17 protein-coding genes are annotated in these 21,008 nt (G+C 75.7%); 7 read left to right on the top strand and 10 right to left on the bottom strand.

The window, feature by feature from the left end:
* Positions 1 to 2,101 (top strand): tetratricopeptide repeat protein (locus AC3ERT_RS35390; RefSeq protein ID WP_435179161.1); only part of this gene is annotated, 2,101 nt, incomplete at its 5' end.
* On the opposite strand, the gene AC3ERT_RS35385 is transcribed toward AC3ERT_RS35390, so the two are convergent.
* Positions 2,049 to 5,687 carry a CHAT domain-containing protein gene (locus tag AC3ERT_RS35385; RefSeq protein WP_435179159.1) on the bottom strand — a complete coding sequence of 1,213 codons (3,639 nt, stop codon included), beginning with the start codon at positions 5,685 to 5,687 and terminating at the stop codon, positions 2,049 to 2,051. The two genes, AC3ERT_RS35390 and AC3ERT_RS35385, sit on opposite strands and share 53 nt — an antisense overlap.
* 104 nt (positions 5,688 to 5,791) lie before the next feature.
* Here AC3ERT_RS35385 and AC3ERT_RS35380 point away from each other — a divergent pair, with 104 nt between their 5' ends.
* The gene (locus AC3ERT_RS35380; RefSeq protein WP_435179157.1) at positions 5,792 to 7,024 is read left to right on the top strand and encodes an SEFIR domain-containing protein; all 1,233 of its coding nucleotides are present in this window, start codon (positions 5,792 to 5,794) and stop codon (positions 7,022 to 7,024) included.
* A gap of 73 nt (positions 7,025 to 7,097) precedes the next feature.
* Here the strand turns inward: AC3ERT_RS35380 and AC3ERT_RS35375 are convergent, their stop codons facing one another.
* The 4 genes from AC3ERT_RS35375 to AC3ERT_RS35360 form a co-directional block, all read right to left on the bottom strand.
* Positions 7,098 to 7,760 carry an NAD(P)-dependent oxidoreductase gene (locus AC3ERT_RS35375; RefSeq protein WP_435135662.1) on the bottom strand — a complete coding sequence of 221 codons (663 nt, stop codon included), beginning with the start codon at positions 7,758 to 7,760 and terminating at the stop codon, positions 7,098 to 7,100.
* Between the two features lie 117 nt (positions 7,761 to 7,877).
* Positions 7,878 to 10,421, bottom strand: a complete 2,544-nt coding sequence (locus AC3ERT_RS35370) for an ABC transporter permease (RefSeq protein ID WP_435179165.1) — start codon at positions 10,419 to 10,421, stop codon at positions 7,878 to 7,880.
* 14 nt (positions 10,422 to 10,435) lie between these two features.
* Positions 10,436 to 11,152 (bottom strand): ABC transporter ATP-binding protein, encoded by a 717-nt coding sequence (locus AC3ERT_RS35365; protein WP_435179155.1) that lies wholly within the window; start codon positions 11,150 to 11,152, stop codon positions 10,436 to 10,438.
* On the bottom strand, positions 11,149 to 11,355 hold the full coding sequence (locus AC3ERT_RS35360) for a hypothetical protein (RefSeq protein WP_435135664.1): 207 nt from the start codon (positions 11,353 to 11,355) through the stop codon (positions 11,149 to 11,151). The genes AC3ERT_RS35365 and AC3ERT_RS35360 overlap by 4 nt, the downstream gene beginning before the upstream one ends.
* A gap of 215 nt (positions 11,356 to 11,570) precedes the next feature.
* Here AC3ERT_RS35360 and AC3ERT_RS35355 point away from each other — a divergent pair, with 215 nt between their 5' ends.
* Complete coding sequence (locus tag AC3ERT_RS35355; protein ID WP_435179153.1) at positions 11,571 to 12,872, top strand: sensor histidine kinase; 1,302 nt, start codon at positions 11,571 to 11,573, stop codon at positions 12,870 to 12,872.
* 1 nt (position 12,873) lies between these two features.
* Positions 12,874 to 13,533, top strand: a complete 660-nt coding sequence (locus AC3ERT_RS35350) for a response regulator transcription factor (protein WP_435179163.1) — start codon at positions 12,874 to 12,876, stop codon at positions 13,531 to 13,533.
* Positions 13,534 to 13,606: 73 nt separating this feature from the next.
* Here AC3ERT_RS35350 and AC3ERT_RS35345 read toward each other — a convergent pair whose 3' ends face one another.
* On the bottom strand, positions 13,607 to 14,647 hold the full coding sequence (locus tag AC3ERT_RS35345) for an epoxide hydrolase family protein (RefSeq protein WP_435179151.1): 1,041 nt from the start codon (positions 14,645 to 14,647) through the stop codon (positions 13,607 to 13,609).
* 39 nt (positions 14,648 to 14,686) lie between these two features.
* Here AC3ERT_RS35345 and AC3ERT_RS35340 point away from each other — a divergent pair, with 39 nt between their 5' ends.
* Positions 14,687 to 15,250, top strand: coding sequence for a helix-turn-helix domain-containing protein (locus AC3ERT_RS35340; protein ID WP_435179149.1), 564 nt, complete (start codon positions 14,687 to 14,689; stop codon positions 15,248 to 15,250).
* Between the two features lie 89 nt (positions 15,251 to 15,339).
* Here the strand turns inward: AC3ERT_RS35340 and AC3ERT_RS35335 are convergent, their stop codons facing one another.
* From AC3ERT_RS35335 to AC3ERT_RS35320, 4 genes are all read right to left on the bottom strand, one after another.
* Positions 15,340 to 16,515, bottom strand: a complete 1,176-nt coding sequence (locus tag AC3ERT_RS35335; protein WP_435179147.1) for a mandelate racemase/muconate lactonizing enzyme family protein — start codon at positions 16,513 to 16,515, stop codon at positions 15,340 to 15,342.
* 179 nt (positions 16,516 to 16,694) lie between these two features.
* Positions 16,695 to 17,675, bottom strand: a complete 981-nt coding sequence (locus AC3ERT_RS35330) for an SMP-30/gluconolactonase/LRE family protein (RefSeq protein WP_435179145.1) — start codon at positions 17,673 to 17,675, stop codon at positions 16,695 to 16,697.
* Positions 17,672 to 18,619, bottom strand: coding sequence for a sugar kinase (locus AC3ERT_RS35325; RefSeq protein WP_435179143.1), 948 nt, complete (start codon positions 18,617 to 18,619; stop codon positions 17,672 to 17,674). The genes AC3ERT_RS35330 and AC3ERT_RS35325 overlap by 4 nt, the downstream gene beginning before the upstream one ends.
* On the bottom strand, positions 18,616 to 19,263 hold the full coding sequence (locus AC3ERT_RS35320) for a bifunctional 4-hydroxy-2-oxoglutarate aldolase/2-dehydro-3-deoxy-phosphogluconate aldolase (protein WP_435135678.1): 648 nt from the start codon (positions 19,261 to 19,263) through the stop codon (positions 18,616 to 18,618). The genes AC3ERT_RS35325 and AC3ERT_RS35320 overlap by 4 nt, the downstream gene beginning before the upstream one ends.
* Before the next feature lie 121 nt (positions 19,264 to 19,384).
* On the opposite strand from AC3ERT_RS35320, the gene AC3ERT_RS35315 reads away from it, so the two are divergent.
* Together AC3ERT_RS35315 and AC3ERT_RS35310 are read left to right on the top strand one after the other, a co-directional pair.
* Positions 19,385 to 20,161, top strand: a complete 777-nt coding sequence (locus tag AC3ERT_RS35315; protein WP_435179141.1) for an SDR family NAD(P)-dependent oxidoreductase — start codon at positions 19,385 to 19,387, stop codon at positions 20,159 to 20,161.
* Between the two features lie 89 nt (positions 20,162 to 20,250).
* Positions 20,251 to 20,919 carry a GntR family transcriptional regulator gene (locus AC3ERT_RS35310; RefSeq protein ID WP_335984053.1) on the top strand — a complete coding sequence of 223 codons (669 nt, stop codon included), beginning with the start codon at positions 20,251 to 20,253 and terminating at the stop codon, positions 20,917 to 20,919.
* Positions 20,920 to 21,008 lie beyond the last annotated feature (89 nt).

The raw sequence follows: 21,008 nt of genomic DNA, 5'->3' as shown, positions 1-21,008 counted from the left end.
TCCCCGGTCACCCCCCCCGGCACCCTCCCCGGTCCCCGCGCGGGGAAGCGGCGCCGTACCGGTCTCCGGACTGCCCCCGGCCGTCGGGCACTTCCGGGGCCGCGACGAGGAGATCGCCGCCTTGACGGCGACGCTCACCGCCGCCGGCCCGGCGGGCGCGACGACGACGGTGTACAAGGTCGACGGCCCGCCCGGCAGCGGCAAGACCGCGCTGGTGACCGAGGTCGCCCGGCGCACCCGCGCCGGCTACGCGGACGGCTGCCTCTTCCTCGACCTGCACGGCTACAGCGAGGGCGCCGAGCCGCTGCCGCCCGCCGACGCCCTGGGCAGGATGCTGCGCCGGCTCGGCGTCCCGGCCCAGGCCCTACCCGACGAACTCGACGAGCGCGCCGCCCTCTTCCGCGACCGGACCCGCGAGCTGTCCCTGCTGCTCGTGCTCGACAACGCCCGCTCCAGCCGCCAGGTGCGCCACCTGCTGCCGGCCGGGCCGCGCTGCGCGACGCTCGTCACCAGCCGCAACCGGCTGGCCGCCCTGGACGACGCGGAACACCTCACACTGAGCGGGCTGACGCCGGCGGCGGCCACCGCACTGCTCCACGAGGTCTCCGGACTCCCCGACACACCGGCGACCCGCGGCGCGTGCGCGGAGATCGTCCGGCGGTGCGGCCACCTGCCGCTCGCCGTACGGATAGCCGCCGCGCGGATGCGGGGCGAGACCCCGCTCGACCCGTGCCGGCTGGCCGGCCAACTCGCCGACGAGCAGCGCCGGCTGGCCGCGCTCGACGACGGGGACCGCAGCGTCCGCGCCGCCCTCGAACTCTCCCGCGCCGCCCTGGACCCGGCGGAGAGCGAGCTGTTCGTCCTCCTCGGGCTCTACCCGCACGAGTCCCTGGACGCCCAGACCGCCGCCGCGGTCTCCCGCACCTCTCCCGCGACCGCCGGACACCTGCTGGAGCGCCTCTACGACGCCGGCCTGCTGCTGCGCGCGGACCCGGACCGCTACCGGTTCCACGACGTCACCCGCACCTACTGCCGGGCCGTCGGCCGCGCCGAACTCTCCCCCGACCAGGTCGCGGTGGCCCTGCGCGCGCTGCTGGACCATGTGCTGCGCAGCTGCGCGAACGCCGAACTCCGGCTCAACCCGCACCGCTACCGCTTCCCGTCCGCCGCCGACCCCGACGGCCCGCCGGCCCGCGAGTTCGCCGGCCACGCCGACGCGCTGGCCTGGCTGAACGACGAGCTGCCCGCTCTCGTCCTGCTGTGCCGGACCGCCGGCGAGCAGGGCTTCCTCGCGCACTGCTGGCAGCTCGCCCACATGCTGCGCGGCGTCTTCTTCCTCGGCCGGTACTGGGACGAGTGGGAGCGGACCCACCGCTGGGCACTGGCCGCCGCACGCCGGGCCGGGGACGCGGCCGCCGAGTCGGCGACCCTGAGCAACGCGGCCCTCGCCCACTCCACCAGGAACCGCCTCGACGAGGCGACCGGCCTGCTGGACGAGGCGATCCGGGTGGCCCGCGCGGCCGGCGACCGCCACGCCGAGTACACCGCGCTGGGCCACCTGGCCTGGGTCCACCACCTGGCCGGACGCCACGAGCAGGCCCTGGCCCAGGAGTTGGACGTGCTCGACTTCCACCGCGCCGAGGGCGCGCCGCGCAAGGTCGGGATCGCCCTGCGCGACGCCGCCGCCGTCGAGCGGGTGCTCGGCCTCCACCCGGCCGCCACGGCCCACCTGCTCGAAGCGCTCGACCTGTTCTCGCAGCTGGGGCTGCTGCTCGACGGCGCCATGGCACTCAACTGCCTCGGGCAGGTGGCGGCGGACCGCGACGCTCCCGACGACGCGGCGGGCTACTTCCGGCGCGCGCTCGCGGCAGCGCGCGCCTGCGGCAGCCGCTACGAGCGCGCCCGCGCCCACCTCGGTCTGGGGCTGCTGGCCGCCGCCGAGCGGTCCGCGGTGCGTGCCGGGTGCCAACTCGCGCTGGCCGAGCGGGAGTTCACCGCACTGGGCGCCCTCACCGAGGCCGCCGCCGCACGCGGCGCCCGGTCCGCCCTCACGCCCCCGCATGGAGATAGCCGGCCCAGTGCACCGGGGCCGACGGCATGACGTCGCGCACCGACCGGGCCGCGGACACGATCACCTCCGCGGCCCGGTCGACCCGCAGCCGGCCCTCGGCGTCCTTGAGACCGGTGTAGAAGCGGGTGGCGATCCGGACGGCGCCCTCGTCGCCCACCGGCCAGAACGTCCCGATCACATGCGTGAACCCGATGAGCTGGAACGCCGAGGTGATGTGGACGGACTCGTCGGCCAGCCGCGGCGCCGCCTGCGTCGTGGAGCAGGCCGACAGGTAGCACAGCGCGCCGTGCGGACTCGACACCCGGGCGATCCGGCCGATGGTCAGCGGTGTGACCAGATGGTCCGACAGCAGCACCCTGCTCTCGGAGGGGACGTCCCGGTCGGCGACGGCGTGGCAGGCGAAGTGCGCCACGGAGCGGTTCTCCAGCGCGCCCACCACCGCGTCGTACCCGGCCTGCGGCCCGCTCAGCACGTCGGCACCCGGCAGTAGGCCCCGCAGCGCCTGCGCCTCCCCCTCGGCGCCGGGCAGGGGAGTGGCGCCGGGCGGGTCGGGCACGCAGACCACCAGGGCGCCGGCCGGGTCCGCGGTGCGCGGGGCGGGAGTGCGCCGGGCGTAGGACAGGGCGTAGAGCGTCGGCGTGTAGGAGGAGACGACACGGTCCATCACGCTGCGGCCCGCGCGCTCGCGGTGGCGGCCCGCGGCATGCAGGGGAAGGTGCGCCATGACACCGACCGGGCACCACCACAGGCGGGCGGGCAACCCGCCCCCGGAACCCGCGACGGCGTCCAGCACGGGTTCGGCCACCGCGTCCCACAGCCACTCCAGGACCGCGTTCATCTCCCGTCCCGCGCGCAGGCGCCCGCCGTAGGTGCCGGCCGTCAGCGCCTCACCCACCGCGGCACGCAGGGCGTCGGCCTGCCGGGCCGCCTCCCGCACTCCCGGTACCGCGCCGCGGACCGGCAGCGGAGGACCGCCGTCGGCGGGCACCACGAGCGCCCCGCAGCCTTCGTCGGCGGCGTAGACGTAGACCACGGGGCCCTCGGCCGACCGGCCGCGCAGGTCCGCCAGCGGCACCGGGTCGAGGAAGGAGCGCAGGCCCGGCAGGGCCCGCACCGCGGCGACCATCGCGTGCCACCGCTCGTCGAGGCCCGCCCGGCGCCCGGCGAGGCGCGCGGCCGCCGCCGCGGCCGCCTGGTGCCCGCCGCCAGCCTCCGCCGCGCCCACCGGATCGGTCGCCGCGTCGGCGAGGAACTCCTGCTGCAACCGGACGAACTCGTCGGCGAGGCCGGGCGCGCGCTCGCGCAGCCGCGCCAGGTCCGCGGAGCGCTCCAGCATCCCTTCCGCGAGCAGCAGGCCCCGGGCCCGTTCGAGCAGCTCGACACCGCGCTGCGGGCGGCCGGCCGCGACGGCCACGGCGACGGCCTGCGCCGCGAGCCCGCTGACGCGGCCGAGGGCGTGCTCCCGGTCGGCCCGCTCCAGGCGCCGGCCGGCCAGCCGCGGCAGCAGGGCCACCGCCGCCTCCACCGCGGCCATCGCGGCGTCGTGGCCGGCCCGGGCGGCCGCGAGCCGGGCCCGCTCGCGGTGGGCCCAGATCCGCATCACCGTGGAGGCGCCGGTGTCCTGTGCCGCCTGGGCGAAGAGGTCCTCCGCCTCGCGCGCCGTCCGGGCGTCGCCGCGCAGCGTGCCGAGAGCGGCCAGCGACAGGCCGAGGTTGGCCCGCACCGCCGGCAGGTGGCCGTGGCCCGCCGGCAGCAGGCCGACGGCCTCCCGGCCCGCCGCCACCGCCTCGGCCGGCGCCGACGGATCACCGGTCCGCGCGTGCAGCAGGCGCAGGATGATCATCAGGTTCGACAGCCGCCCCGGCCGGTCCGGGTCCTGCGCGCGGGTCCCCGCGGCGACGTCCCTGCTGATCGCGGCCGCCTCGCGCAGCGCGCCGAGGTCGTCCGCGGCCGCCGCGTACGCCCGCAGCAGCAGGCTCAGGGTGGACCGCACCGCCGGGCGGTCGGGTGCCCTGTGCCGGGCGGCGGCCAGCGCCTCCCGGCACGCGGCGACCCCCTCCGCCAGCAGCCGCGCGTCACCGGTGCGTTCGCCGATGCTGCGCAGCACGATGCCGAGGTTGGACAGCCGCCCCATCCGGTCGGGGTGCCCGGCCGCGGTCAGCTCGGCGGCCTGGCGAGCCCGTGCGACGGCCTCCTGGAGCAGCGCGGTGTCACCGGTGATCTGGTAGGAGAGGTGCAGGGACAGGCTGAGGTTGGCCGCCGCGGCAGAGGTGTGCGCCGGCGCGAGCGGTCCGGCGACGGCGAGCCGGCCCACGGCGACGGACTCCGCCAGCACGTCGGGGTCGGCGCGGTACTCGTACCGCGCCCGCAGGACCAGGCCCAAACTCGACAGCAGGGCGTTGCGCGTCGGCGCGTCCAGGCCCGGGAACCCGACGGCCGCCCGCAGCAGCGCCACGGACTCGTCGAGCGCCTCCGGGTCCGCGGCGCGCTCGTGGCGGGCGAGCAGGCACACGGCGAGGTTGCCCGACGGGACCGCACGGGCGCGGTCGGACGGCGGCAGCAGACCGAGGGCGGTACGCCCGGCCGTGATCGCCTCCCGCAGTACGGCGGCGCTCCTGGTACGGGTGTGCAGGGCGCTCAGGGCGCCGGCGTGGTTCGCCCACAGCCGCGGGTCGTCCTGCGGCCCGTCCGCGGTGGGCGCGACGGAACCGCGGGTGGCGGCGACGGCCTCGGTGAGCAGCCGCAGCGTGCCGGTGCGCTCGTAGAGGTCCTGGAGCGCGGCGCCCAGACCGCTCAGCCGCCGGCGGCGCGCCGCGTCCGTACGGCTCAGGTCGAGCGCCGTGCGCGCGGTCGCCACCGCCTCGCGCAGCAGGCCGGTGCCGACCCGGCCGCGGCCCACCGCGGACAGCGCGAGGGCGAGGTTGGCCAGCCGGCCGGCCCGGGCGTCGCCGCCGCTGTCTGCGATGCCGTCGCCGCCGTCCGCGGTGAGCGCGACCGCCCGGCGGCACACCGCCAGGGCCTCGTCGAGGGTGGACGGGTCGCCGGTGGCGTCGGCGACCATCTGGAGCGCCGCTCCCAGGTCGGACCAGGCGCCCGCCTCCTGCGCCGTGCCCCGGGCCGACCGCGCCGCCGTGCGGAACAGGCCGACCGCTTCCCGCAGCGGCGCCAGGTCGCCGCTCGCCGCGTGGGCGGCGATCCGGGCCCGGGCCGCGCTCGCGGCGTCGGTGCGTGCGGCAGGTGCGGCGGGTACCGCGGGTGCGGCGGGCTGGTCCGGAGACGGGGAAGCGGCGCCACGGGCCAGAGCGGCGCGCAGGTGCGGGGGCACGAGTTCGGGGGCGGTGCGCGTGAGGGGGAGCAGCAGGTCGGCCGCCGCCGCGAACTCCGGTCCGCCGCCCTCCTCCGCCAGCACCACGTGCCGCAGCCAGTGCAGCACGCCGAGCGCGTAGCGGGCCTCCTGGTCGGCGTCGAGATCGGTGGCGGCCCGCAGGCCGGATGCCGCTGCCGCCGCGTCGGCGCCGCTGAGCAGGGCGGCGTCACGGGTCCGGCCGAACCCCGCGATGCGTTCCCTCACCGCGGCCAGCAGCAGGTCCCTGGAGCGGGCGATAGGCTCGGTCATGGCATCAACCCACCCTTTTCCGTAGGGAGTTGCGCGGCGGGAACAGCGCCTCCGCCTGGCCCCCTGCTTACCACCAGCCCGCCCCCGAGCGCCGGGAGAAGCCCATGGCCGCCGTCGACCCCCTGCCCGAGGTGGCGCTCCTGCTCGCCGACGGAGGCGGCAGGTGGCTGGACGCGACCCCGGGGGACTTCGCCCTGGGATCGATCGCCCTGCGCGGGTGGCAGGTGCACCCGGTCCGTCCGGTCCCCCCGGGGTTCGCCGGGCAGCAGGCGTGCCTGGTCAAGATCAACTACGACCTGCGGCTGGAGCCCGACGCGCCCGGGCCCAGCTGGTTCGAGGTCGGCCTGGCCCTCTCGTGCCGCGAGAGCGGCACCGTCTCGGTGGCGGATGCCGTGCCCCGTACGGTGCTCGACCCGCAGCCGCCCGCGTCCTACCGCGTCGACGGCTTCCTCAACCTCGCGACGGCCGCGGGAGGCGACGGCGCGGTGCACCTGCCCGCGGTCCACCCGCTGGTCGACGTGTTCGGCGTGGGCGGGCCGGAGGTCCGCTGGCGGCACTCGGCCCGGCGCGGCGAGCAGATACGGCCGGGGTCGTACACCCACTGGCTGGTCCTGCTGGCGCCCGCGGACTGCCCCGAAGTGGCGGTGGAGGTCTCCGCGCGGTTCGACCTGCCCCCCGACGACGCCCTCGGCCACCTGCCGGCGACCGAGGGCGCGGCGTTCGCGCTGCGGCTCGCCGAAGACCGTCCCGCGGTCGCGGCGGCGCCCGCCCCGGACGGGGCCCCCACCGCGCCCGCCCCCGGAACACCGCACGCCCCCCGGGTGTTCGTGTCCTACGCGCACGACGACGAGCCGCACGTCGAGGCCGTGCGGGTGTTCAGCGAGTTCCTCGCCAGGGACTGCGGGTTCGACGTCCACATGGACCGGTGGGACCTCGACCGGCGCAGGGACTGGTACCTGTGGGCGATGCACCAGATCACGGCGGCCGACTTCGTCCTGGTCATCGCCTCGCCGATGTGCCGGACGGTGGGCGACGGCCGGATGGCCGACAAGAGCCACCGGGGCCTCCAGTCCGAGATGGGCATCCTGCGCGAACTGCTGCACAGCGACCGGGCGGTCTGGTCGGCCAAGCTGCTGCCCGTGGTGCTGTCCGGGCGGACGCCTGCCGAGATCCCGCTCTTCCTCCAGCCGCAGAGCGCCGACCACTACGTGGTGGCGGACCTCAGCCCGGCCGGGGCCGAGGACCTGGTGCGCGCGATCACCGGCCGCCCGCCGTACTTCCGGCCGCAGGCGGCGGCCCGCACCCCCGCCCCCGGCAGCCCCCGCCGGCTTCCCTGACACCGCGACCGAGCCGGCCGGCGCACCGCGCCCGCAGGGCCGCACACTGCCGGTGCCGAGGCGCCGTCAGCTCTCAGTAGCCCACGGTGAACCGGGTGTTGAGGTGGCGTCCGTGCTCGATCTCGTCGACGACCGCGACGGCGAAGTCCTCGGCGGAGATCCGGCTCGTGCCGTCCTCACCCACGAGGAGGTCGTCGAGGGCGCTGCGGTACGTACCGGTCCGGGAGCCGGGACCGACCAGCGCGGACGGGCTGATCACGGTCCAGCGGACGTCGCCGACGGTCCGGAGGTGATCCAGCGCCGCTCCGTGTGCGTGCATGATCTGCACCAAGGTCTCCGGCAGCCCCTCGGTGTCCCACAGCAGCCTGCCGTCGGAGGTCCGCAGCGCCCCGGCTCCGCCGACCACGATCAGACGCGGGGCGACGTTGCCGCCGCCGAGGGAGCGCAGTCCCGCCACGAGCGACCTCGCGGAGGGCTCGGCGGTGGCGCGATGTCCGGCGCCGTCGCCGTGCCCACCGCCGACGGCGCTCACCACGACGTCCCGGCCGCCGGCCGCGCCGGCGACCGACGCCGGATCGAGGACGTCTCCTGTGACGATCCGCAGCGCCGCATGGGTCCGGGTCAGCTTCGAGGGGTCGCGGACCACGGCCAGGACGTCATGGCCACGATCGAGCGCCTCGCCGAGGACGCGGCTCCCGATCATTCCGGTGGCGCCGAACAGCGTGATGCTTGCCATCAGTGTCTCCTCGAAGGTGAAGGCGTCTTCCGTGCGGGACGTGCGTCCCCGCGGCGCGCGTCCCCGGCGTGAGCCGAGCGTAGTCGGATCGCCGGCCCGTCACCGCGGGACCGCCGCTCACTGCGCGCGGATCACGGCGGCCGGCGGGGTGCGCAGGGCCCGGCGGGTGGGCAGTTCGACGGTGAGGAAGGCCGTGGCGGTGACCAGGAGGGCGAGGGCGGGCAGCAGCCACGCCGGGCCCGCGGGCCACGGCCGGTCGAGGAAGCCCTGGCCGAGGAGGGCGAGCGGGACCGCGGACAGCAGCAGGGCCGCGGCCAGGGCGGTGGCGGCGGTCACCGCGGCCTCGCGGCGCATCATCGCGCGGACCTGCCGCGGCGTCGTGCCGCCCAGACGCAGCGCGGCCATCTCGACCCGGCGCTGCGCGGTGGCGGCGACCAGCTTGGTGGCGATGCCGAGCAGGAGGTACGCGAGCAGCACGACGATGGTGACGAGGTTGATCCACACCTCCGGCGGGGCGTCCTTCAGGCCGGTCGCGGCGGCGGGGCGGGCGTCCTCGAGCGCCAGACCGGGGCGGGCCGCGACGAGGGCCGTGAGGGCCTGCCGGGCCGCCGGGGTGCCGTCGGTGCGCACCAGGATGCTCTGGTCGAGCGTGGCCGTGGTGTGGCCGGCGGCCAGATCGTGCGACAGGACCAGCGAGCCGAAGCCGAGCCCGCGGGAGTAGACGGCGACCACGGTGGCGGTGACATGCGCGCCGTCCCCGAGGACCAGGCCGATCCGGTGGCCCACCTCGGCCGAACGCGAGTGGGCCGCGTCGCTGCTGACGGCGACGGTGGCACCGGTCAGACGGGCCAGGCTGCCCGCGCGGACCCCGAGGTCGAGGACGCCCGCCGCGCCGGGAGTGAGGATCATCGCAGGGTCCGACTCGGTGTCCGTGTCGCCGAACTGCCGGTACGGCCACACCACGGTGGTCGTGCCGACCGGTGCCGCCGCCCGTACGCCGGGCGAGTCCCGTACGGCGCTCAGCACGCCGTCGGGCAGACCGCCCAGGCCCGGAGCGGTCAGCCGCTGCTGGGCGAGGGTCCCGGTGCGGGTGTCCTGAGCGGTGGCGGCCAGCACGGTGGTCTGGGTGAAGGTGTAGGTCAGGACGAAGACCACGGCCATCGCCAGGCTGCTGACGATCCCCGCGTTGCGCAGGGCGTATGCGCGGACGTTGGACATCGCCAGCCAGGCCGGCGCGGACGAGCCGGCGACCGTACGGCGGGACGCGGCGGTGCCGATGGCCCGCATCAGCGCCGGACCCGCGAGGGCCAGCCCGATCGCGCCGAGGACACCCGCGAGAGAGGTGGCGGTGGCGCCGGCGACGGTGCGGGCGAACAGCGGCGCGACCGACAGACCGGTGGCCGCGACGACAAGCAGCAGGCCCGCGCGGGTGCGGGCCTTCGACGGGGTACGGGGCTCGCTGCGGGACTCGGCGACCGCCTCGACGGCCGGCCGGCGGGAGGTGCGCCAGGCCGCGCCCCGAGCGGCGAGCTGCACGCACAGGACCGTCAGCAGGACGGTTGCGAGCGCGGGCAAGGGGCTTACCGCCAGGGGCAGTTCGGACGGAATGACACCCAGGTCGGCCAGCAGCCGCCGGAACCGGTCCGCCAGCAGGTAGCCCGCGGCCACGCCGGGCGCCAGGGCCACGCCTGCGACCACGGTGGCCTGCGCGGCGGCGAACCGCCGGATCTGCCGGGGAGTCGCGCCGATGGCCCGCATCAGGGCCAGGTCGCGGCGCTGCCCGTCCACCGACACGGTCAGCGCGCTCGCCGTCACGAACCCGGTGATCAGCAGGACCACCCCGGCCAGTGAGCCCGCGAGCAGCATCAGCAGCGAGCGGGACGCGCCGGCCCCGGGCGAGACCAGGTCCCCGCGGGCGGCACCGGTGACGGCCACCAGTCCGCTGCCCTTCAGCTTCGTACGGACCTCGGCGGCGACCCGGTCCCGTGCGCCCGGCGCGGTCCGCAGCCCGACGAGGTCGACGGTGCCGGCCCGCGGGCCGCTGTCGCGGCCGGACAGCCGTACGGCGGTCGGGTCGTCGAAGAGGATGCCCGCGTCCGGAGCGTCGACCACCGCCGAGACGCGGTAGCCGGCGGCGGGGCGGCCGCCGGCCACCACCTGGACCCGGTCGCCCACGCGTACGCCCGCCGCGACGGCGACGGCGCTGTCCACCGCGACCTCGCCCGATCCGGCCGGTGCCCGGCCGGCCAGGTGCGCGGCGGCGAGCAGCCGTGCCGACGACCAGCCGTGTCCGGCCGTCGCCGGGTCGCTGCTCCCGGCCACGACCGCGCCGCGGCCGTTCAGCACCGCCGCGGGGAAGCCGATGTCGCCGGCCGCCGCCGTCACCCCGGGCAGCCCGGACAGTTCGGCGGTCAACCGGGCCGGTATGCCGCGGCGTTCGGGAAGCGCGATCGGCAGGTCGCCGCTCGGGTGGTACTCCTGGGAAGCGGCGACCACGACGTCCGCGCCGGCCAGGCGGCCGGCCGGCAGATGGGACCGCAGTCCGGACTCGGCCAGCACCCCGGTGCCGGTGACCAGGGCGGCGCTGCCGAGCACCGCGCAGGCCACGGCGGCCGGCGCCGTGAGCCGCTGCCCCGCCAGGTGGGCCGCCAGACGGAACATGCCGTTCACGCCGCTCACGCCTCTCCCAACTCGACGAGACGACGGGCCAGCGCGGGGGCGGTCGGCTCGTCGACGGCCTCGACCACCCGGCCGTCGGCCATCACCAGCGCCCGGTGCGCCCGGGCCGCGGCGGCCGGGTCGTGGGTGACCATCACGACCGTCTGGGCCAGGTCGTCGACGAGTTCCCGCAGCAGGCCCAGGACCTCGTGGGCGCTGCGCAGATCCAGCGCGCCGGTCGGCTCGTCGGCGAACACGACGGCGGGCCTTGCCACCAGGGCCCGGACGACGGCGGCCCGTTGCTGCTGCCCGCCGGACAGTTCGGCGGGCCGGTGCGCCAGCCGGTCGGCCAGCCCGACCCGCGCCACCAGCGTCCGCAGCCAGTCCCGGTCCGGGGCGCGGCCCGCCAGCCGCAGCGGCAGCGTGATGTTGTCCTCGACGCTGAGGGAGGGGATCAGGTTGTACGCCTGGAACACGAACCCCACCCGCTCGCGGCGCAGTTCGGTACGGCGGGTCTCATTGAGCCCGCTGATCTCCCGGCCGTCGATGCGGATGCTCCCCGAGGTCGGGGTGTCGAGTCCGGCGGCACAGTGCATCAGCGTGCTCTTGCCGGAGCCCGAGGGCCCCATCACGGCGAGGAAGGTGCCCCGTGCCACGGTCAGCGACACGTCGTCGAGGGCGCGTACGCCTGCCGCGTACTCCTTGCTGACGTGCGCGAGGGCGATGGCGTTCACCGGCGTCCCCGCTGGTGGGCCACGACGAGGGTGACGCCGCAGACCACGGTGACGGCTCCGCAGGCCAGGTGCACCCAGGTGTGCGCGGCGCCGTAGGAGGCGGCCATGTTGACGACGGCACTGAGCACGGCCAGCGTCCACAGCATCGGGCGGAGGACGTCGCCGCGGGCGAGGCGGCCGGGTTCGGTCGGTGTGTTCGGCATGGGGGCTGCTCCCGGGGTCTCGTGCGGTCCGCGCTGTCGTCACCGACGCTAGGGACCAGCACCCCTGCCTGCCGATCCCGCAGGGTGCCCGGCAGGAGGTACAGCCTGCTGTACTTCCCACCGCCGCGGCCGCCCCGCGCACGGGCGGACGGCTAGGGTCGTCCGGGACGAAGCACGGACCGAGCAGGCAGCGCACGGGCCGGGAAAGAGGCCGGATGGACACCCCGCAGCACCCCGCGGCCGCCCATCGGGGCGATGGCCTGCGGGACACCGCCCTGCGGGCGCTGCGCACCGCGGGCACCTCGATCGGCCGGCTCGTCTCCGGGCTCGGCACGGCGCTGCCGGCCCTGCTGGTGCTGCTCTGGGCGGCCGTCACCGCCGTGACGAGCCTGGCCGGGGTGGGCCTGCTCATGGCACCCGCCGTGCTGCGCGCGCTGCACGCCCTGGCCGGGCGGGAACGCAAGCGGCTCGGCCGCTGGGGGCCGGAGGTCATCGCTCCCGACCCGCCGCCGACGCGGCTGCGGCTCGCGCTGGCCGACCCCACCACCCGGCGCGAGCTGCGCTGGCTGGTCCGGCACGCCACCCTGGGGCTCCTGCTGGGGCTGTTCGGTGTCTTCCTGCCGATCTCCGCGGTCCGGGACACCGCCTTCCCGCTCTACTGGCGGTTGGCTCCCACCGACGCCACCGCCACCTCCCTCGGGATCGGCGTCGCGCACTCGTGGCCGGACGCCCTCGCCGTGGGCCTGCTGGGGCTGGGCTGGATCACCATCCTCCTCGGTCTCGGCCCCGGGATGGCCCGGCTCCAGGCCCGGCCCGGACGGCAGCTCCTCACCGCCGGGCCCGACGTCGATCTCTCCCTGCGCGTGGCGGAGTTGACGGCCACCCGGGCCGCCGCCCTGGACGCCCACGCCGCCGAACTGCGCCGCATCGAGCGGTCCCTGCACGACGGCACGCAGAACCGTATCGTCAGCGTCACCGTCCTGGTCGGCGCCGCCCGCCGCATGGTGGCCCGCGACCCGGCCGGCGCCGGCGAACTCCTGGAGCGCGCCCAGTCCGCCGCCGAACAGGCCCTCGCGGAACTGCGTACGGTCTCCCGGAGCATCCTGCCCCCGGTGCTGGCCGACCGCGGCCTGGCCGGCTCGCTGGCCGGACTCGCGGCGAACTGCGCGGTGCCGTGCCGGATCGACATCGACGTACCCGAACGGTGCGCCGCCTCCGTCGAGGCGACCGCCTACTTCGTCGTCGCCGAGGCACTCACCAACGTCGCCAAGCACAGCGGTGCCCGGCAGGCCACCGTCACGGCCCGCAGCCGCGGGGGACGGCTGCGGGTGCGCGTCGAGGACGACGGCCACGGCGGCGCCGAGGGCCCCTCTCCCGCCGGCCCGCGGGGCGAGGGCGGTGGCTCCGGGCTCAGGGGCATCCGCAGCCGCGTCGCGGCACTTGACGGTAGCCTCCTGCTGACCAGCCCGCCCGGCGGCCCGACAACCCTCGAAGTGGACCTTCCCTGTGGATCGTGACCTGCGGATCGTGATAGCCGAGGACGACCCGTTGCTCCGCGAGGGCCTGGCCCTGCTGCTGCGCGCCGAGGGCCTGGACGTGGTGGCCACCGCCGGCACCCCCGACGGGGCGCTGGCGGCCATCGACGAGCACCAGCCGCACGTCGCCATCCTCGACGTGCGCATGCCGCCGACCCACACCGACGAAGGGATCGTCGCCGCGGTCGAGGCCCGGCGCAGGCGGCCCGGCCTGGCCGTCCTCGTGCTGTCCGCGTACGTCGAGCAGAGCTTCGCGACCGAACTGCTCGGCGGCGGCGCCGGCGGCCTCGGGTACCTGCTCAAGGAACGCGTGGGCCGGGTGGAGGAGTTCCTGGACGCCCTGCACCGGGTGGCGTCCGGCGGCACCGCCATCGACCCGGAGGTCGTCGCGCAGCTCTTCACCCGCTCCCGCCAGGACTCCCGGCTGGAACGCCTCAGCCCCCGGGAGCGCGAGGTGCTCGCCCTGATGGCCGAGGGGCTGGGCAACAGCGGCATCGCGGCACGGCTCGTCGTCACGGACGGCGCGGTCCACAAGCACATCCGCAGCATCTTCGCCAAGCTCGACCTGTCGCCGGCCGACCAGGTCGATCGCAGGGTCGCCGCGGTCCTGCACTACCTGGAGGGCGCCGGCCGCCTGGCCTGAGCACACCGCCTGGCCTGAGCCCGCCCTGCCGTCCCGGCGCGGATGACGTGTCCGGGGCCGGGTCAGCAGGCGCTCACCGGCCCCGTCCGACCGCGCGGCGCAGATCGTCGGCGTAGGCCCGGGGCTGCTCCCAGGCGGCGAAGTGCCCTCCGGCGGGGTGTTCCACGTAGTCGAGGACGTTGAGGAACACCTCGGCGTAGCTGCGTGGCTCCGGCTTGGTGTCGTGCGCGAAGACGGAGAGCACCGTCGGCGTGTCGATCCGGTCGGGGAGGGTGACCGGTTCGGCGTAGGTGCCGAGGGAGGTGCCGATCGTGCCGGTGACCCAGTAGGCGGTGACCCAGGTGAGCAGTTCGTCCGGTGTGAAGGCGGACCCGTCGGACCAGGACCGCAGTTTCTCGACGATCCAGGCCGCGAGCCCGGCGGGGGAGTCGCCGAGGGCGACGGCGAGCGTGTTGGGCTTCGTCGACTGCTGCGCGATGTAGCCGCCTTCGGCCCGGAACCACTGTGCCGACCTGCGGAGGTAGGCGGCCGCGTCCGGGGCGAGACCGGCGGGGTCCGCCGTGACGGCGCGCTGCGGGGCGACGTTCGTGAGGTGCAGGGCGGCCACCCGGTCCGGATGCCGGGCCGCGAGGAGCTCGGCGACGGTGCCGCCCACGTCGCCACCGGACACCGTGTACCGCCGGTGCCCGAGTTCCTCCAGGGCGTCTGCCACGACCCCGGCGATCAGGCCGGCCGACATGCCAGGACCGGTGACCGGGGCGGCGAACGGGAACCCCGGCAGCGCGGGAACCACCACGTGCATGTCGCTCAGGAGGGGCAGCACGCGCTCGAACCGCAGCACCGAGTCCGGCCAGCCGTGCAGCAGCACCACGACTGGGGCGCCGGGGTCCGCGGACCGCTGGTGGATCACGCGCAGGTCGGTGCCGCCCGCCCGCACCGTCACCCACGGATACGCGTGGATGCGGCGCTCGTGCCTGCCCCAGTCGTAGCCGTCCGCCCAGTACTCCAGCAGTTCGTCGAGTTCGGTGCGGGTGATGCCCCGAGCAGCGTCGTCATCCCAGGGGGTCGCGACCCGCCGCGTCCGCCGGAGCCGGTCCCGTATCTCGTCATCCATGTGTATCAGCGTACACATAGGATGTGTATGGTGGTGCACATGAGGATGCGAGACGCGGCCGCCACCAAGCGGAGAATCCTGGAGCAGGCGAGACGGCAGTTCGCGCAGCACGGGTACACGGCCGCCACGGTCAAGGGCGTGGCCGACGCGGCCGGAGTGTCGCCCAACCTCATCACCCGCTACTTCGGCGGCAAGGAGGGCCTCTTCCTCGCGGCGACGCGGGTGGAGATCCCGGTCTCCGGCTCCTTCGACGGCGACCGGTCCACGCTGGGCGCGCGCCTGGCGGCCAGCATCGTCGCACGCTGGTCCGGCGCGCCCGGGGAGGACCCGCTGCTCGTGCTGCAACGCGCCTCCGGCGAACGTCCGGAGGCCGCCGAAGCACTGGCCGCCTTCCTCGACGCGAACTCGCTGGAACCGCTGTACCGCTATCTGCGCGACAGCGGTCTGGACGACGCGGACGCCCGCGGTCGCGCCGCGGCGATCGACGCCTTCGTGCTCGGCGTCTCGACCCGCCGCCGGGTCCTGCGCCGCGACATCGGCGACCCGGCGGACCTCCAGGCATGGCTGGCCGCCACCATCCAGCGCCTGGCCGACGGGCGGTGAGAACCGGCCCCGAGGCGGAGCCGGGTGGGTGTCCTGGTCCCGGGGCGCCCGGGCGAACGCCCGGCAGCAGCTGAGTGGGTCCGGGTCCGTCAGAAGCGGGCGACCGTGTAGCGGTCGACGGCGGCGTCGTCGAGTTCGAAGCCCAGGCCGGGTCCGGTGGGGACGGTGAGGGCTCCGTCGCGGAACGCCGGCGGGTTACGCAGGATCTGTTCACGGATGGGGTTGGGGAGCCGGTTGTACTCGTAGGTGCGCAGGTTGGGGATGGCGGCGCACAGTTGGAGCGCCGCGCACAAGCTGACCCCCGAGCCGACGCCATGCGGAGCGATGTCGACGTGGAAGGCGGAGGCGAGAGCTGCGAGCCGGGTGGCCTCGGTGATGCCGCCGCTACGGGCGACGTTCGGCATGAAGACGTCGATGGCGCGGTGCACCAGACAGTCGCGCAGGTCGAACCGGGTGAAGTGGGTCTCGCCGTTGACGATGGTCAGGCCCGTGCGACGCCGCAGTTCGGCGAGGTTGGCCAGGTCGTCGACCTGGAGGGGTTCCTCGTACCAGGAGATGTCGAGGTCGCGCAGGACGGAGCCCACGCGGGTCGCCTCGTCGAGGTCGTACGCGCAGTTGGCGTCGGTGAGGATGTCGATGTCCTCACCGACCGCGGCGCGGACCGCGTGCAGGTGGGCGCGGTCGGTGCGGGCACCGCGGCCGATCTTGACCTTGAGGGTCCGGAAACCCGCGTCGACGAAATCGCGGGCCTGAAGCGCCGAGTCCTGCGGATCGGCGTGCAGCGCGACGGGGCTCGCGTAGCACTCGACCCGTTCCCGGACCGGGCCACCGAGCAGGCGGTGGACGGGCACTCCGGCGTGCTTGCCCCGCAGATCCCACAGGGCCAGGTCGACTCCGGCGACGGCTTCGAGGTAGAACCCGCGGTTGTGGCCGCCCGCCGCCTGCCCCTGGAAGAGCCGTTCCCATACCGCGGTGGTGGCCAGGCCGTCCTGGCCGACCAGCAGCGGGGCCAGGACGGTGGCGACGACGGTGGCGGTGACCTCGGGGGAGGGCAGGCCGTAGCACTCCCCGATGCCGACGCTGCCGTCCTCGGCACGCACCTTGACCAGGGTGGCGTACTGGCCGTGCCGGGGCAGGACCCGGTGGCTGGACGCCGGGTAGCGCAGCCAGTCGGGGACGTCGTCGGGCGAGTCGTAGAGGTCGTCGAAGCTGGCCGACAGCGCCAGGACCTCGACTTCGGCGATACGAAGGGGGGCGTTGCTCACGGGGTTCTCCACGTGGTCGATGGCTGCTCGGGCAGATGCGCGGCCGTGCTCATGCGTTGATGGCGCCGAGGGCCCGGCTCTCCTCACCTGGAAGGCGAGAGGGACGAAAGAATCGTATGAGGTATACGAAATAAGAACCAGGGGTGGGAGTGCATTCGCGAAACACTTCGCGCCGCGCCTCACCCACCACGCTGCGTGAGCGCCAGGCCGCTGCGGCCGAACCCGGCCGCCGGTGGCGCGGTCGTGCGGCACCGCCGGGACAGCACGGCGCCGGCCAGCGGATCGGGGTCCGCCAGGCGGTGCCGGGCGGTGGTCACGTACATCCGCCCGTCGCCGAACGCGATGCTCGTGGCGTGCGGGGTGGGCAGGCGCAGGGTGCGCTGAAGCGTGCCGTCGGACGTGTAGGCCCGCACCTGCCCGGCGCCCCAGACCGCCACCCACAGCCGGCCCCGGTCGTCGACGGTCATCCCGTCCGGGCGTCCGCCGCCGTCCGGGAACGAGACGAACAGGGCGGGGCGCCCCAGCTCTCCGGATCGCGGATCGCAGGGAATACGCAGGATGGTGCGCTCCGCGCTGTCGGCGAGGTACATCACGCTCCCGCAGGGCGTGAAAGCCGGGCCGTTGGGAACCGACAGCCCGCTCAGGACGCGGCGGACGGAGCCGTCGTGCTCCACCCGGTACAAGGACCCCTTCCCCGGCGTGCCGTCCGCCGCCATGCTCCCGGCCCAGAAGCGTCCCGCCGGGTCGCACACACCGTCGTTCATGCGCATCGGCACCGCCGAGCCGGCCTCGGGCCGGGCGAGCCAGCGGGTGCGGCCTCCCGGGTGGACGACGGCGATGCCGGTTCCGGCCGCCGCGATCCAGCCACCGGTTCCGCCGGCCCCGCCCGCCCCGCCGCTTCCGCCGGCCGCCTCGATCAGTGGCGCCACGGCGCCGAGCGGAGTGCCGAGCGCGGCCAAGCGGACCGGTGCCTGCCCGAGGCCGTCCCGGCAGGCGTAGAGGTCGCCGGCCAGCAGGTCGACGAAGAGCAGCCGGCCGTGCGGGCGGGCTCCTCCGGCGTGGCGGCAGTAGCGTGCCCCTTCGGCGAGGTGGTACCGGTCCGGCGTCAGGACATGCCACGCATGGGCACCCGCCCGCTCCGCCGGCTGGTCGGCGCTCACCGCAGCGCACTGCCTGGTTCGGCCCTCAGGAGCGGCAGTTCGTGCCGGGCGGGCAGGCCCTCCCAGTCACCGTACGAGGCGACGGCAAAGGCTCCGGTGCAGACGGCACGGTGCAGCCGGCCCTGCGGAGGCTCCCCGTCGAGCAACGCTGACAGGTACCCCGCCACGAAAGCGTCCCCCGCACCCACCGTGTCCCGTACGGACACCTGTTGGGCGGGCAGCGAGGCCGAGCCGTCCGCCGTGAAGACCTCCGCCCCGGATGCTCCGCGCTTGATCACGACCTCGTGGACCCCGGCCGCCAGCAACGCGTCCACCCGGGCCTGCTCCGTGCCGGCCGACTCGGGCGCGGCCAGGGCGAGTTCGTCCTCGGACGCCACGAGTACGCCGACATCGCGGACCAGCGGCCGGAGGGTGAGGGCCGCCTCCTCGCGGGACCACAGCCGGGCACGGTAGTTGACGTCAAGGCAGACCAGCGAGCCCGCCGCCGCGGCGGTCCGCACCGCCGACTCGACCGCCCGCCGGGGCTGCTCGCCGAGCGCGGAGGTGATGCCGGTGACGTGCACGATCCGTGCCCCCTCGGCGAGTGCGGGCGCGAGATGGGCCGCCGAGACGCGTGAACCGGCCGACCCGGAACGGCAGTAGCCGACCCGCGTCAGGTCGGCGAGCCTCGGCTCGAACACGACGACGCCGGTCGGTCCGGCGTCCGTGGTGCCGGCGCGGGACACGTCCACGTCCTCCGCCCTGAGCGTGCGCGTCACCAGGCGCCCGAACTCGTCCGCGCCGGTCAGTCCGGCCCAGCGGACCCGGTGGCCGAGCCGCGCCAGGCCGATGGCGACGTTCGACTCCGCGCCGGCCACCGACAGGTTCAGGGTGCCGCCGAGGATCAACGGCCCCTCGGCACGCAACGCCGCCATGGTCTCCCCGAAGGTCAGTACGTCGATCACCGCGACTCCCGAGCGATCAGGCCGCGGAACCGGGCGGCGCGCTCGGCCAGCGCGCTCTGTGCGCCGGCGCCGGTGCTGTCCGCCGCGTCACCGACCAGGGGGCCGCCCACGCCGACGGCCAGTGCCCCGGCTGCCAGGTACGCGCGGGCCGCGTCGGCGTCGATGCCGCCGACCGGCACGAACGGCACCTCGGGGAAGGGGGCGCGCAGGGCCGACAGGTAGGGCACACCGCCCAGGGCGGCCGGGAAGAGCTTCACCGCGGCCGCCCCTTCCGCCACGACCGCGGCCACCTCGGTCGGGGTCAGCGCACCCGCGAGCACCGGCAGGCCCAGATCCCGGCAGGCGGCCACTGCTTCGGTCGCCCCTGGCGTCACCGCGAACGCGGCGCCCGCTTCGGCGGCCCGGCGGGCGTCGCCCGTCGTCAGCACGGTCCCGGCGCCGAGCGGCACGTCCGTGCCGAGGGCCGCCCGCGCCCGCGCTATGACACCGAGGGCGCCGGCGGCGGTCAGCGACACCTCGACGAGGCCGATGCCGGACCGGACGAGGGTGAGCACCGTGGCGAGCGCCGCCGAGGGGTCGTTGCCCCTCACGATGGCAAGCAGCCGGTGAGCGCTCAGGGCGGAGCGAAGGTCGTCGGGTGTCATGGGAGCCTCCCCAAGGCGTGCGGGCATTTCGTAGATCGTATACTGTTCTTTTCGGCTTGCTCCCGGCCTCGCCAGGGCGCCGCCGGCCCCCACACCACCTGCGCGACAAGAGAGGACGGCGATGACACGAACAGCCCTTGTCACCGGTGCGGCGGGCGGAATCGGCCGCGCCGTCGCCGCCCGGCTCGCGGCGGACGGCCTGCGCGTGGCGGGGATCGACCTCGCGGACCCGCGGCTCCCGGGCGTCTCCTACCACCGCGCGGACGTGACCCGATCCGACGAGGTGGCGACCGCGGTGCGCGGGGCGGCCCGGGAGCACGGCGGGGTGGACGTCCTCGTCACCTGCGCGGGCGTGACCGAGGGCCGGCCGCTGCACCTCACCACCGAGCAGGAGTGGCACGCGGTACTGGCCGCCAACCTCACCTCGGTGTTCCTGTGCGTCCGCGAGGTACTGCCGGCCATGATCGAGGCGGGCGCCGGCGCGGTGGTGACCGTCGGCTCGGTGCTGCATCGCACGGCGGCGCCCGGCCTACCCGCCTACGCCGCGGCCAAGGGCGCGCTGGCCGCCCTCACCCGGCAGCTCGCGGTGGACTACGGGCACCACGGAATCTCCTTCGTCACGGTCTCCCCGGGCTGGGTCCGCACCCCGGCCACCGAGTCGCGCCTCGGCGGCGCGGAGGACCTCGGCAGGCTGCGCGAAAGCAATCCCATGCGCCTGCTCGCCACGCCCGAGCAGGTCGCGTCCGCGGTGGCCTTCGCCGCCTCGCCCGACGCGGCCCTGCTGGCGGGCGGTGAACTGGTCCTGGACGGCGGCGCGTCCGCGGTCAGTCCCGCCAGCCTGCTGAGGGACGCGCACCGGGAGCGGATGGGGCTGCCTCCGCTGCCCGGCCGGCCGTGACCGACACGCGGCCGGGTCCACTGCGGGGAAGGCCCGGAGAACAGGCCGGCGTTCCGAGCGGCCGGGCGGATATCGCATACGATGAACTTATGGCGGAGAACAGCTGGGCCGTGCGGCTGCCCACGGTGAAGAGCAAGGCCGACCTGGTCTACGACACCTTGCGTCAGGCCATCGTCACCGGGGATCTGCGGTCCGGCGAGCGCGTCAACATGGACGAGCTCGCACGGAACCTGGGCGTCAGCAAGATCCCCATCCGCGAAGCCGTCAAGCGCCTGGAATCCGACGGCCTGCTCACTTCCCACCTGCACGCGGGCGTCACCGTCGCCGAGATCGACAAGACCGAGATGCGCGGCGTCTTCCTCGCCCGTGAGGCGATCGAGACCCTCGTCGCCCGGCTCGCCGCGGAGCGGGTGGACGACGAACTGCTGACCGGGCTGGCACAGGCCCAGGCCGCGATGCGCACCGAGCTCGACCAGGGCGCGATCGAGCGCCTGCCCGAACTCAACTCCGACTTCCACCGGCTCCTGTCCGAGGCCAGCGGCTACCGCATCCTCGCCGAACTCACCGAGCAGTTGCTGATGACCATCCGCCGTTACCGCATCACCATGCCCCGTGACGCGCAGAACTGGCAGGCGGTCCTCGAGGAGCACGAGGCCATCATCGCGGCGCTGCGCCAGGGCGACCCGGAAGCAGCCGCGGCCGCCGCCCGGCACCACACAGCCTCCCAGGCGGGCCACGAAGTCGCCGACGGCAACTGACTTCCCGGGGCGGGCCGGTAGAACGTTCGGTGCCAGCCCTGAGGGCCCGGCGGATGCTGGTCCGCCGGGCCGGTGGGGTGGGGTCAGCT

The organism is Actinacidiphila sp. bgisy145, from assembly GCF_057708125.1.
Note: the sequence above shows the minus strand (reverse complement) of the source record. Positions and strands in the feature narration are given on the sequence as shown.